This window comes from Paenibacillus profundus (assembly GCF_021369635.1).
Lineage (GTDB): Bacteria > Bacillota > Bacilli > Paenibacillales > Paenibacillaceae > Paenibacillus_B > Paenibacillus_B profundus.
The window spans coordinates 1-15288 of record NZ_JAJNBZ010000063.1; the positions used below are offsets into that span (position 1 = coordinate 1).

General features: G+C 55.4%; 2 protein-coding genes. Both read left to right on the plus strand.

Annotated features, from left to right (window positions below; translation table 11 throughout):
- The coding region (locus LQV63_RS30510) for an amino acid adenylation domain-containing protein (protein WP_407672995.1) at window positions 1-14219 on the plus strand (14219 nt) is incomplete at its 5' end.
- 114 nt (window positions 14220-14333) lie between these two features.
- A partial coding sequence (locus LQV63_RS30515; RefSeq protein WP_233699534.1) for a non-ribosomal peptide synthetase occupies window positions 14334-15288 on the plus strand: 955 nt, incomplete at its 3' end.

The window sequence follows — 15288 nt, forward strand, 5'->3', positions numbered from 1 at the left end:
GCGACTTGGCCCGGTGGCTGCCGGACGGCAACGTCGAATATTTGGGGCGGATCGATCATCAAGTGAAGATCCGGGGCTACCGGATCGAGATTGGCGAAGTGGAGTCCCAACTGCTGAAAACGCCGTTCATCCGTGAAGCGGTCGTCGTCGCGCGGGAAGACGCCGGCGGGCAGAAGTCATTGTGCGCATACTTCGTCGCCGAACGCGAGCTGACAGTGAGCGAGCTGCGGGGAGCATTGGCGGCGGAGCTGCCGGGGTACATGATTCCATCGTACTTCGTCCAGTTGAAGCAGCTGCCGTTGACGCCGAATGGCAAAATCGACCGTAAAGCGCTGCCGGCTCCGGAAGGAGGCGCGCATACCGGAACTGACTATGTCGCGCCGCGAACCGAGGCGGAGAAGACTCTGGCAGCCGTGTGGCAGGCTGTATTAGGCGCAGAGCGTGTTGGATTGATGGATCATTTCTTCGAGCTTGGAGGCGACTCCATCAAATCGATTCAAGTATCTTCCCGGCTGCATCAGGCCGGCTACAAGCTGGAAATCCGGGATTTATTCAAATATCCGACCATCGCGGAGCTCAGTCCGCATATCCAGCCGGTTGGCAGAATGGCAGACCAAGGCGAAGTAAGCGGTACGGTACCGCTGACTCCGATTCAACGCTGGTATTTCGGGCAGCAGTTCGCCGATCCGCATCACTATAACCAATCGGTCATGCTGCACCGGAAAGAGGGCTTCGACACAGCCGCGATCCGCAAGGCGCTGCAGAAGCTTGTGGAGCATCATGATGGGCTGCGGATGGTGTTCCGCAAGACGGAGGAAGGATATACGGCGTGGAATCGTGGAATCGGAGAAGGCGATCTCTATCGTCTGTACGTGGCGGACTTTACGGGGGTTGCGGCGTGTGAACGGATGATTGAAGCCGCAGCGAACGAGATACAAAGCGGCATCGATTTGCAGGCTGGTCCATTGGTGAGAGCCGGGTTGTTCCACGGCGCGGACGGGGATCATTTGCTCATCGTCATCCATCATGCCGTCGTTGACGGCGTCTCTTGGCGCATCTTGCTCGAAGACTTCGCCGCAAGCTATGAACAAGCGCTGAAGGGCCAAGCACTGCGCTTGCCTTTCAAGACCGATTCCTATCGCACTTGGTCCGATCAGCTCGTTGAATACGCGCGCAGTCCGGTCATGCAGCGCGAACGGGCGTATTGGCAGCGTATCGCGCAGACGGCAGCGAAGCCTCTGCCTAGGGATTATGAAGCGGAATGCTCTTTGCAGCAGGATAGTGAATCCGTCACCGTCCAGTGGAGCCAAGAGGCTACCGAACAGCTATTGAAGCATGTCCATCGGGCGTATAACACGGAAATGAACGACATTCTGCTGACGGCGTTGGGAATGGCCGTGCAGAAATGGTGCGGCCGCGACAGAGTGCTGGTTACGCTGGAAGGGCACGGCCGGGAATCCATCATGACGGACATCGACATCACGCGCACCGTCGGTTGGTTTACGAGCGAGTATCCGGTGTTGCTCGAGATGGAGCCGGACAAAAGCTTATCCTCCCGCATCAAGAAGATGAAGGAGGACCTGCGCCAAATTCCGAACAAAGGCATCGGCTATGGCATCGGCCGATATATGTCCGAGCTGCACGATGAAGCCGTCTGGGGAGGAGCGGAACCGGATATCAGCTTCAATTACTTGGGACAGTTCGATCAGGATATGAAGAACAATGAGATGGAAGTATCTCCATATTCAAGCGGTATGGAAGTGAGCCGTCAACAAGCCCGCACCCATGCGCTGGATATCAACGGAATGGTGGCAGACGGATCATTGGCGCTGGAACTGAGTTACAGCAGGAAGGAATACCGCAAGGAGACAATCGAGGCATTGTCCATATATCTGCAGGAGAGCCTGCAGGAGATCATACTCCATTGCACTGCGAAAGAACGGCCGGAGGTCACGCCGAGCGACATCTTGCTGCAAGGATTGAGCGTAGAGGAACTGGAGCAAATAGCGAAGCAGACGCAGCGCATCGGAGACATCGAGAATATGTATACCTTGACGCCGATGCAGAAGGGGATGTGGTTCCACAGCGCCATGGATCAGCATGCGGGCGCTTATTTTGAACAAACGCGGTTTACCCTCCAGGGCGCGCTCGACGTAGAGGTCTTTGCCAAAAGCCTGGATGCATTGGCCAAGCAACATGCCGTGCTGCGGACGAACTTCTATAACGGCTGGAACGGCGAACTGCTGCAAATTGTATTTAGAGACAAGCGGCTTGGATTCGCTTATGAAGATTTGTGCGCTTTGCCGGAAGCCGAGCGAGAGACGCATGTCGAGACTTTGACGCAAGAGGACCGTATGCGGGGATTTGATTTGGAACAGGATGCGCTCATGCGCGTATCGGTGGTGCGCATGGCGGAAGAAAGCTATCAGGTGCTGTGGAGCTCCCATCATATTCTGATGGATGGCTGGTGCTTGCCGCAGCTTACACAGGAATGGTTCGACACATATTCCGCCTATGTGCAGCATCAGCATCTCGAGCGGACAACGGCACCTGCGTACAGTCAATATATCGAGTGGTTGGAACAACAAGATGACCAAGCGGCATCCGCGTATTGGGCGAATCATTTGGCTGGTTATGACCAACAAACGGTACTGCCGCAAGCGAAGGGGCAAGGTCGCAGCGATGAGTACGCCGCGGAGCGCATTTTATGCGAATTGGGCAAAGCCTTGACCGGGCGGATGAGCCATGTAGCCAAGCAGCACCAGGTGACGCTGAATACGTTATTGCAGGCGGCATGGGCCATCCTTTTGCAGAAATACAATGGCACAGACGATGTGGTGTTCGGCGGGGTCGTATCGGGCAGACCGGCGGAAATTCCAGGGATTGAAGCGATGATCGGACTGTTCATCAACACGATTCCGGTTCGCGTCACCTGTGAAGCGGAGACGAGCTTTGCCGAGGTGATGGGACGGCTGCAGGAGCAGGCATTGGAATCCGGACGATACGATTATTATCCGCTGTATGAGATTCAAGCGCAGTGCGCGCAGAAGCAGGATCTCATCTCCCATCTCATGGTATTCGAGAACTACCCGATGGCAGAACAGATGGAGCAAGCCGGAAGCGATGATCGGGGCAAGCTGACGATTACCGACGTCGAGGTGGCGGAACAAACGAACTATGATTTCAACTTGATCGTCATGCCGGGTGACGAAATTGTGATTCGTCTGGAGTATAACGCCAACGTGTTCGACCGGGAGAGCATAGAGCAGCTGCAGGGTCATCTCGTGCATGTGCTTGAGCAGATTACGGCCAACCCGCATATGGCCGTGGGCGAGCTGGAACTGGCGACCGCCAGGGAGAAAACGCAGCTGATGCTCGCGTTCAACGATACGGCAGCGGAGTATCCGCGAGAGAAGACGATCCATCAGATGTTCGAAGAACAGGCCGAACGAACCCCGGATGCGGCGGCGGTCCTGTTCGAGCAGGAACAGCTGACGTACCGGGAACTGAACGAACGCGCAAACCGCTTGGCTTGGACGTTACGGTCATTGGGAGTGCAGCCGAATCAGCTGGTCGGCATCATGGCCGAGCGTTCGCTGGAGATGATGGTTGGCATCATGGCGATTTTGAAGGCTGGCGGGGCGTATGTGCCGATTGCCGCGGATTCACCGGAAGAGCGCATCCGCTACCTGCTGGAGGATTCGGGAGCGCAGGTGCTCTTGCTTCAGGGCCGTGCGGGAGAGGACGTGTCCTTTGCAGGCCGCATCGTCAATCTGGATGAAGCAAGCTCCTATGCCGGCGACAGCACGAATCCGGAACGGGTCAACCAGGCCAGCGATGCCGCTTATGTCATCTATACGTCGGGCACGACAGGCAGACCGAAGGGCGTTCTGGTGGAGCATGGTTCGGTCATTAACCGCTTGCTGTGGATGCAGAAACGATACCCAATCGGTCCGAGCGATACGATTATGCAGAAGACGGCGATTACGTTTGACGTCTCTGTCTGGGAGCTGTTCTGGTGGGCGTTCGTAGGCTCCAAAGTGTGCCTGCTGCCGGTCGGCGGGGAGAAGAACCCGGCCGTCATACTGGATACGATCGAGCGGCAGCATATCAGTACGATGCATTTTGTGCCGTCCATGCTGAATGCCTTCCTTGAATATGTCGAGGAACAGCCGATCGCGGAACGGGAGCGCAACCTCACTTCGCTGCGGCAGGTGTTCGCGAGCGGAGAGGCGCTCACCGCTTCGCAGGCGGAGCGGTTCCAGCGCTGCATTGCGCCGGTGAATGGAGCGCGGCTTATCAACCTGTACGGGCCGACGGAAGCGACCGTGGATGTGACGTATTTTGATTGCGAGGCGGGGCAACCGTATTCGAGCGTGCCGATTGGAAAGCCGATTGACAATACGCAAATCTATATCGTGAACCGGCAGAATCAACTGCAGCCTATCGGCGTAGCCGGGGAATTATGCATCGCGGGCGCAGGCTTGGCTCGAGGCTACTGGGAGCGGCCGGAGCTAACGGCGGAGAAATTCGTGGAAATTCCATTCAAGCCTGGTGAGCGGATGTACCGGACGGGCGACTTGGCCCGCTGGCTGCCGGATGGAAACATCGAATATTTAGGCCGGTTCGACCACCAAGTGAAAATTCGGGGGTATCGAATCGAGCTTGGCGAAATCGAGGCCCAACTGCTGCAAGCCGCAGCCATCCGGGAAACGGTTGTCGTCGCGCGGGAGGATGAGAGCGGACAGAAAGCATTGTGTGCCTACTTCGCCGCTGACAGCGAGCTGACGGTAAGCGAGCTGAGATCAGCGCTGGCCGCACAATTGCCGGACTACATGATTCCGTCATACTTCGTGCAGCTGGAGCGATTGCCGTTGTCGGCGAACGGGAAAATCGACCGCAAGGCGCTGCCGAGCCCAGAAGGAAGCTTTTACACGGGAACAGAGTACGTCGCCCCGCGGACCGAGGCGGAAAAGACGATCGCAGTCGTGTGGCAGGCGGTGCTGGGCATCGAGCGGGTCGGAGTGACGGATCATTTCTTCGAGCTTGGCGGCGATTCCATCAAATCCATTCAAGTGGCTTCCCGGCTGCAGCAGGCCGGCTATAAGCTTGAAATCCGGGAGCTGTTCAAGTACCCGACCATCGCGCAGTTAAGTCTGCAGGTCCGGCCGGTTGCCAGAATGGCCGATCAAGGAGAAGTGGCAGGGGAGATGCCTCTGACACCGATCTTAAGCTGGTTCATGGAACAGGAATTCGCGAATCCGCATCACTTTAACCAATCGATTATGCTGCACCGGCAGGAAGGGTTCGACGAAGCGGCGATTCGCAAAACGCTGCATAAAATCGTCAAGCACCACGACGCGCTGCGAATAGTATTCCGCAAGACAGAACATGGCGGGTATAAGGCGTGGAACCGGGGAATCAGCGAAGGCGATCTCTACAGTTTGGACGTGGCGGACTTCAAAGAAGATCCGGAGTGCGGCCGTTCGATCGAAGCCAAGGCGAATGAGATTCAGAGCGGCATCGATCTGCAGACGGGTCCATTGGTGAAAGCGGGATTGTTCCACTGTGCAGACGGGGATCATCTATTGATCGTCATCCATCATACCGTCATAGACGGAATCTCTTGGCGGATCTTGCTCGAAGACATTGCAGATGGGTACGAGCAAGCGTTGAAGGGAGAAGAGATTCGTCTTCCGGTCAAAACCGATAGCTACCGCATCTGGTCGGAGCAACTCGCAACGTACGCGCATAGTTCTGACTTGGAGAATGAACGGGCATACTGGCAGCGCATCGCGCAGACGGACACGGAGCCTCTGCCTAAGGACTGGGAAGCGGCCTGCTCCTTGCAGCGCGAAAGCGAATCCGTGAACGTTCAATGGAGCAGGGAGGATACGGAGCGGCTGTTGAAGCATGTTCACCGGGCATACAACACGGAGATGAACGATATTTTGCTGGCGGCATTGGGAATGGCCGTGCACAAATGGTGCGGTCGCGATCGGGTGCTGGTCACGCTGGAAGGCCACGGCCGGGAATCCATCTTGACGGATATCGACATTACGCGTACCGTGGGATGGTTTACAAGCGAATACCCAGTTTTGATTGAAGCGGAGCCAGACAAGACATTGTCTTATCGGATCAAACAGGTGAAGGAGAATTTGCGCCGCATTCCGAACAAGGGCATCGGGTATGGCATCTGCCGATATTTATCGTCTGCGCAAGAACCTGCATGGACGGAAGCGTTCACGCCTGAACTTCGCTTCAACTATTTGGGACAGTTCGATCAGGATCTGCAAGGCAACGAGCTGGAACTATCATCTTATTCAAGTGGTTCGGATATGAGCGACGAACAGGCACGCAATTACAGTTTGGATATTAGCGGAATGATCGTGGATGGCTTGCTATCGCTGGACGTGAGCTACAGCGGCAAGGAATATCGCAAGGAAACCATCGAAGAGTTGGCCGGATGTTTGCGGGCGAGCCTGCAGGAGATCATTGACCATTGCGCGGCAAAGGAACGGCCTGAATTAACGCCGAGCGATGTTTTGCTGCAAGGATTGAGCGTGGAGGAGCTTGATCGGATCGCGGAACAAACGCGGCGCAACGGCGAAATCGAAAATATTTATACGCTGACGCCAATGCAGAAAGGCATGTGGTTCCACAGCGCGATGGACCGGCAGTCGGGGGCGTATCATGAACAGACTCGATTTACGATAGAAGGAGAGCTCGATACAGATGTCTTCGTCAAGAGCTTGGACGCATTGGCGAACAATCACGCCGTGCTGCGAACGAACTTCCTAAGCGGCTGGAGTGGCGAACCGCTGCAAGTCGTGTTCCGCGATAAGCGAATTGGATTCGCTTATGCAGATTTGCGGGAGCTGCAAGCAGCGGATCGGAACAGATGCATCGAAAAATCGGCAGCTGAGGATCATGCTCGCGGATTCGATCTGGAGCAGGATGCGCTGATGCGCGTAATGGTCATGCGTACGGGAGAAACAAGTTATCAGGTGATCTGGAGTTCGCATCATATTTTGATGGACGGCTGGTGCTTGCCTCAGCTTGCCAAAGAGCTGTTTGACACGTACTCCGTCTACTTGCAGCAGCACCACCCCGAGCAGGCAACATCGGTGCCGGCGTACAGTCAATATATCGAATGGCTGGAGCAGCAAGATGAAGCAGCGGCCTCCGCATATTGGAGCGAATATCTGGCTGGATATGATCAGCAAGCGGCATTGCCGCAACAGACGGCGCAAGGCGCGGGCGAAGAATACGTTGCAGAGAAGCTGACCTGCGAATTAGGAAAAACCTTGAGCGGACGCATGAGCAGGGTGGCCAGACAGCATCAGGTCACCTTAAATACGCTGCTGCAAGCGGCATGGGGCATCATCCTGCAGAAATACAACGGAACCCGCGACACGGTGTTCGGCAGCGTCGTATCCGGAAGGCCGGCGGAGATTCCGGGAATCGAAGCGATGATTGGGCTATTTATCAACACGATACCGGTCCGGGTCAGCTGCGAGGCGAAGACGAGCTTCGCGGAAGTGATGGGGCGGCTGCAAGAGCAGGCGTTAGAATCTGGCAAGTACGACTATTATCCGTTGTATGAAATTCAGGCCCGCTGCTCGCAAAAGCAAGATTTAATATCGCAGATTATGGTGTTCGAGAACTACCCGATGGATGAACAGATGGAGCAAGCAGGCAACGACGATCAGGGAATGCTGGCGATAACGAACGTCGAAGTGGCCGAGCAAACGAACTATGATTTCAACTTCATCGTCGTGCCAGGAGAAGAGATTGTCATCAACTTCGATTACAATGCGCGCGTTTTTGATCGGACGAGCATGGAGCGGTTGCAAGGTCATCTGGTGAATGTTCTGGAACAAATCGCGGCCAACCCGCAAGTGACCGTAGGGGAACTTAAGCTGGCGACCGAGGCGGAGCAAGCGGAGATTACAAGCATATTCAATAATGCGCGAACGGAATATCCGCGGGATAAGACGATTCACCGCTTATTCGAGGAGCAGGCGGAACGAACCCCTGATGCGATTGCCGTCGTGCATGAGACCAGTCAGTTGACATACCGAGAATTGAACGAACGGGCGAACCGGTTGGCTAGGACGCTGAGAGCCGATGGTGCAGGGGCTGACCGTTTGGTGGGTCTGATGGTTGAACGTTCCCTAGACATGATGGTGGGGATAATAGCGATTTTGAAGTCTGGAGGGGCATACGTGCCAATCGACCCGGAATATCCGGAAGAGCGAATCCGTTACATGCTCGAGGACTCCGGGACGCAAATCATCGTAACGCAGCGTCATCTGCAAGAGCGAATTCCGGGGGCAGGCACACGCGTCATCTTAGATGATGAGCACTCTTATAGCAGCGACAGCACGAATCTGGATCTGAACAACGGTCCTGCCGACTTGGCATATGTCATATACACGTCGGGCACGACGGGCAAACCGAAAGGGAATTTGACGATGCACCGCAATATCGTGCGGGTCGTTCAAGGCGCTGACTATATCGACATTGGAGAGCAGGACAATGTGCTGCAGCTATCCAGCTATGCCTTCGACGGATCGACATTCGATATGTACGGAGCTTTGCTGAACGGAGCCAGACTCGTTCTTATTCCGCAAGAGACCTTGTTGGATGTAGAACGGCTCGCAGAGCTAATCGAACGCGAGCGCATCTCCGTCATGTTCATTACAACCGCGTTCTTCAATGTGCTCGTTGATGTGAAGGCTGACTGCCTGCGCCATATTCGCGCCATTTTGTTCGGCGGAGAGCGCGTTTCCGTCAGCCATGTCCGCAAAGCGCTGCGTCATTTGGGACCAGGCAAAATCAAGCATGTTTACGGTCCGACGGAGAGTACGGTTTTTGCCACTTGTCACGACGTGAATGAAGTGGCGGCGGATGCCCTCAATGTTCCGATTGGACACCCGATCAGCAACACAACGATTTACATCATCAACGAGGAGAACGGCTTGCAGCCGATTGGGGTGGCCGGAGAATTGTGCGTAGCCGGAGACGGGCTCGCGCGGGGCTACTTGAACCGTCCGGAGTTGACGGCGGAGAAGTTCGTGGACAACCCGTTCGTTCCAGGAGAGCGGATGTACCGGACAGGTGACTTGGCAAGATGGCTGCCGGATGGAAGCATCGAATATGTAGGCAGGATCGACCATCAGGTTAAAATACGCGGCTATCGCATTGAATTAGGCGAAGTGGAGGCGCATCTGCTGAAAGTCCAGCCTGTTCTGGAAGGGACCGTTGTCGCCCGGGAAACCGGAAGCGGCGAGAAGCAGCTGTGCGCATACTTTGTGGCGGAGAGCACGCTATCGGCTAGCGAGCTGCGCGGCGCTATGGCGCAACAATTGCCGGGATACATGATCCCGTCCTATTTTGTCCAGCTGGAGCGGATGCCGCTGACGCCGAACGGCAAGGTTGACCAGAAAGCGCTGCCTGCGCCGGAAGAGCATGTGCAGACAGGTACGGAATATATTGCGCCCCGCACGGCTCTGGAGGAGCAGTTGGCCCGTATCTGGCAAGAGGTGCTCGGACTGGAGAATGTTGGCGTAAATGACAACTTCTTCGAGCTCGGCGGACACTCCTTGCGCGCCACTACGATGGCAAGCAAGCTGCATAAGGAGCTGAGTATCGAGCTGCCGCTGCGGGACGTATTTAAGCACCCGACCCTCGAAGCGATGGCTGAGCGCATTGCCGGATTGGGACAGCAGATGTACACATCCATTCCGCTGGTCGAAGAGCAAGCGCATTATCCGCTGTCATCGGCCCAGAAGAGGCTGTATATTTTGCATCAGCTGGAAGGGGCGGAGCTTAGCTATAACATGCCGAACATGCTGCTGCTGGAGGGGGCGCTCGATCGGGAGCGGTTCGAAGCGGCGTTCCGCAAGCTGATTGCTCGGCACGAATCGTTCCGCACCGGCTTCGAAATGATTAACGGCGAACCGATGCAGCGGATATACGAGAATGTGGACTTTGCGGTGGAGTATATGCAAGCAAGCGACAAAGAAGCCGAAGCAAGGCTGCGTCAATTCGTGCGCGCGTTCAAGCTTGAGGAGCCGCCGCTCCTGCGTGTAGGATTGATCGAATTGGCTCAGGAACGCCATATTCTGATGTTCGATATGCATCATATCGTTTCCGACGGCACGTCGATGGGAATTCTCATCAATGAATTCGTCCGCTTGTATGGCGGAGAAGAACTGCAGCCGCTGCTCATTCAGTACAAGGATTTTGCCGCATGGCAGCAATCCGACGAGCGGCAAGAGCAGATGAAGCAACAGGAAGCCTATTGGCTGCAGGCGCTTGGCGGAGAGCTGCCGGTGCTGGAAATGCCAACGGACCATGTACGGCCTGCTGTTCAAAGCTTCCGGGGAGATATACTGCAATTCGTTATCGGCCGGGACCAATGCGCTGCATTGCGGCAGATCGGTTCGGAGAGCGGCGCAACGTTGTATATGGTGCTATTGGCGGCCTATACCGCACTGCTGCACAAATATACGGGCCAGGAAGACATCATCGTAGGCACGCCGATCGCAGGCAGAAACCATGGAGATGTGCAGCCGCTCATCGGGATGTTCGTCAACACGCTGGCCATTCGCAACTACCCGGCGGGCGAGAAAACGTTCCTCTCTTATCTGGAGGAGGTTAAAGACACGACCTTGGGCGCCTATGAGAATCAGAACTATCCGTTCGAAGATCTGGTGGAGAACGTGCAGGTCACGCGGGATATGAGCCGGAATCCGATTTTTGACACGATGTTTATTTTACAAAATGCGGAGCAGGGCGAGATGAATATCAACGGGCTGCATATTGAGAACTATCAGAGCGAGCATACCGTGTCGAAGTTTGACTTGACGTTCCAGGCCGAGGAAGCGGAAGAGGAGATTGTGTGCAGCATCGAATATGCTACCGAGCTATACGAGCGCGAGACGGTGGAACGGATGGCGGGCCACTTTACGCAGCTCATCGATGGCGTGGTCGGAAATCCGCATGCAAGGCTGGCATCGCTGCAGATGGTGACTGCCGAGGAGCAGGATCAGATACAAAATATTTTCAACGCGACGGACATGGGCTACACGCGTGAGAAGACTATCCATCAGTTGTTCGAGGAGCAGGCGGACCGAACGCCGGATGCGCCAGCCGTCGCTTTCGGTGACGAGCAGCTGACATACCGGGAGCTGAACCGGAAGGCGAATCAGCTGGCTTGGGTGCTGCGGGACAGAGGAGTCGGATCGGAACGGCCCGTGGGAATCATGGTCGAGCGTTCGATCGCCATGGTCGTCGGCGTATTGGCTGTGCTCAAGGCGGGCGGAACGTTCGTCCCGATCGATCCGGAATATCCGGAGACGCGGATCCGTTACATGCTGGAGGATAGCGGCGCCAAGCTGGCGTTGACCGAGCTGGCCTGGTTCGAGGTGATTCCTCCCGAGGTGGAGAAGGTAGATATTCACGATGCATCGCTCTATCAAGGGCATGACGAGAACGTGCCGAATGAGAGCGAACCGTCGAACTTGCTCTATATCATCTACACGTCTGGCACGACGGGCAATCCGAAGGGCGTCATGCTGGAGCAGCGCAATTTAATCAATTTGCTGCATTATGAGCAGGCCGGAACGAGCATTCCGCTTCCGTCCCGCATATTGCAGTATGCGTCGAACAGCTTCGATGTGTGCTACCAGGAGATGTTCTCCGCGCTGTTGTTCGGGGGCTGCCTGTTCTTAATTCCGAACGAGGCGCGTAAAGATCCGGCGCAATTGTTCACCTGGATTCAGGACAACGGGATCGAGGTGCTGTATCTCCCGGTCGCGTTCCTGAAATTCATCTTTGCCGAGCCGGAATGGGCGGAACGCTTCCCGGACTGTGTCACGCATATTATCACTGCCGGGGAGCAGCTGGTCGTCACGCCGCAGATCCAAGCGTGCCTGCAGCGGCTTCGCATCAGCCTGCACAATCATTACGGTCCATCGGAAACGCATGTGGTTACCGCTTATACGATGGAGCCGGACGATATCGCGGTCGGCCTGCCGCCGATTGGCGCGCCGATTGCGAATACGGCCATTTACATCTTGAACGACAGGCTGGAGCTGCAGCCGATCGGCATCGCAGGCGAGCTGTACGTGTCCGGGGATTGCGTAGGTCGCGGTTATTGGGGACGCCAAGAGCTGACGGACGAGAAATTCATCGCTAACCCGTTCGCGCCGGGCGACCTCATGTACAAGACGGGAGATGTGGCGCGGTGGCTGCCAGACGGCACCATCGAATATGTAGGCCGGAGCGACCATCAGGTGAAAATTCGCGGGTTCCGAATCGAGCTCGGCGAGGTGGAGTCGCAGCTCTTGAGCGTGGAATCCGTACAGGAAGCGACCGTCATGGCCCGGGAAGATGACGGAGGACAGAAGCAATTGTGCGCGTACTTCGTGGCGGAGCGGCCGCTGTCGGCAGCGGAGCTGAGAGGGGGCTTGTCCCAGGATTTGCCGGGATACATGATTCCGTCGTACTTCGTACAGCTGGATCGGCTGCCGTTGACGCCGAACGGAAAGATCGACCGCAGAGCGCTGCCGGAGCCGGAAGGCAGCCTGCATACCGGAGCGGAGTTCGTAGCTCCGCGCACGCCGCTGGAAGCGCAGCTGGCCCGAATCTGGCAAGAGGTGCTGGGTCTGCCGGACGTGAGCGTGAAGGATAATTTCTTCGATTTGGGTGGACACTCCTTGCGCGCGACGACCTTGGCAAGCAAGGTGTTCAAGGAAATGCACGTCAATCTGCCGCTGCGGGATGTGTTCCGGTGCCCGACGATTGAGGAGATGGCCGGGATGATAGCCGGGATGGAGAAGCAGGAATATGCCGCGATCCCGTTGGCTGAGGAAAGTGACGTCTACCCGTTGTCATCCGCCCAGAAGCGGCTGTACATCGTGAGCCAGTTGGAAGGGGCAGATCTGAGCTACAACATGCCGGGAGTCGTGTCGCTCGAAGGAACGCTGGATCGCGAGCGCTTTGAATTGGCATTCTTGAAGCTGATTTCGCGGCATGAGACGCTGCGCACCGGCTTCGACATGGTTGACGGGGAGCCGGTACAGCGCGTGCACCGCAACGTGAAGTTTGTCGTTGAGCACCGTAAGGCGGCTACCGTGCAGGATGCTGAGCAGCTCATTCGCCGCTTCATCCGCACGTTTGATTTGCGGAAGCCGCCTCTGCTCCGTGTTGGGCTGGTGGAATTGGAACGAGAGCGTCATATTTTGATGTTCGACATGCATCACATTATTTCCGACGGTGCTTCCTTGGGGAATCTGGTCAGCGAGTTCGCACAGTTGTATGCGGGAGAGGAGCGGGCTCCGCTCCGCATTCAATACAAGGATTACGCGGTGTGGCAGCAGTCCGGAGTGCACAGCGAGCACATGAAACGTCAGGAAGCGTATTGGTTGGAGAAGCTGGCCGGGGAATTGCCGGTTGTCGAGCTGCCGACCGATTACGACCGGCCTGCCGTCCGCAGCTTCGAAGGAGCGCAGATCGAGTTCGAAGTCGACGCCGCTCTCACCCAACGGTTGAGCCAGCTTGCGTCGAATCGCGAGAGCACGCTATACATGGTTCTGTTGTCCGCATATACCGTGCTGCTCTCCAAATACAGCGGACAGGAAGACATCATCGTGGGAACTCCTGTCGCGGGAAGAGCGCATGCGGATTTGGAGCCGCTCATCGGGATGTTTGTCAACACATTGGCCATTCGCAATCATCTGGCAGGAGACAAGACCTTCCTGTCCTATCTGGAGGAAGTGAAGGAAACGGCCTTGGGCGCCTTCGAGCATCAAGATTATCCGTTTGAGGAACTGGTAGAACGCCTGAATGTGCAATGGGACGCAAACCGGAATCCGGTGTTCGACACGATGTTTGTCATGCAAAATACAGAGGACCATGAGGTGCGATTGGAAGCTCTAACCTTGTCTCCTTATGTGCTTGACAATCCGATCGATGCGAAATTCGATCTCACGCTGTTCGTTTCCGAAGACAATGATGTGATTAAGGGAGGCTTCCAATACGGCACCAAGTTGTTCAAGGCTGCCATGATTCATAAGATCATGAGAGACTTCCTGCTTGTGCTGGCTCAAATCGCCGAAGACCCCCACATTCGGTTACGCGATATCAAGTGCAATGAGCAATCCGTTAACAATCAGCGCTCTATTGAAACGATAGAGTTCGCATTCTAGACGATTTCAGACGGACCTAACAAGCACATGGATCCAGGAGTGTGTGTTCGCTCTAATTCGAGCCGCACACTCCCGGTCTTTTCAATAAAACAGTAGGATAGGGGATGTTTACGAATGAAGTCGGTGTTTGATAAGGAAGAGGCTTATTGGAACGAGAAATTTGATTCCGAAGACAGTATAAGCGTTCTGCCATATAGCAATTCCTCCAATAACAATATGGGGCGCGTAAACACCATGGGTGTCATCAATCGCACACTTCCGCCTGAGTTGTCACAGAGAATCATCACCCTGGCGAACGGATCGGATATGGCCGTGTACATGATCGTATTGGCAGGAGTGACAAGCTTGCTCTATAAATATACCAATCACGAAAATGTGTTGGTAGGTATGCCTGCATATACGGCGTTACATGGGGAGCATCCGCCTATCCATGATTTTCTGGTGATTAAAAATAATGTGAACAGTAAAAGCACGTTCAAATCGTTGTTAGGGCAGATCAAAGCGTCAGTCAGTGAGGCGCTTGAGCATCAGCACCTTCCTTTCCGTAAAATGTTTCGGCAATTGAATTTGCAAGTGGATCCCCAAGGATTGCCTATCGTGAATACACTCGTTTCCTATACAAACATACATACTGCTTCATTGGAACAAAGCGCAGCCGCAGAAGCCGCATTTCAATTTGAATTCGTAAATGACCGCATTCAATTACGCATGAGCTTTGACGATAATCGATACCGTTCGGACTATGTCGAATCAATGATCGCTCATCTCTTCCGCCTGCTGTCGGTCGTATTGTTTCAACCGGAGCTAGAAATCGGAAAAGTGGAGCTGCTGTCCGAGCATGAGCAGCATCATCTGCTTGCCATTCTGAACGATACGCGAACGGAATATCCGCGTCAGAAGACACTCCACCAGCTGTTCGAGGAGCAGGCGGAACGAATGCCAGATGCGCTGGCGGCGCTATTCGAGGACAAACGGTTGACCTATGCGGAGCTGAATGCTGCTGCCAATCGCATTGCCCGTCTCCTGCGGGATCGAGGTGTAGCACGAGGCACATTGGTTGGCATTTGCG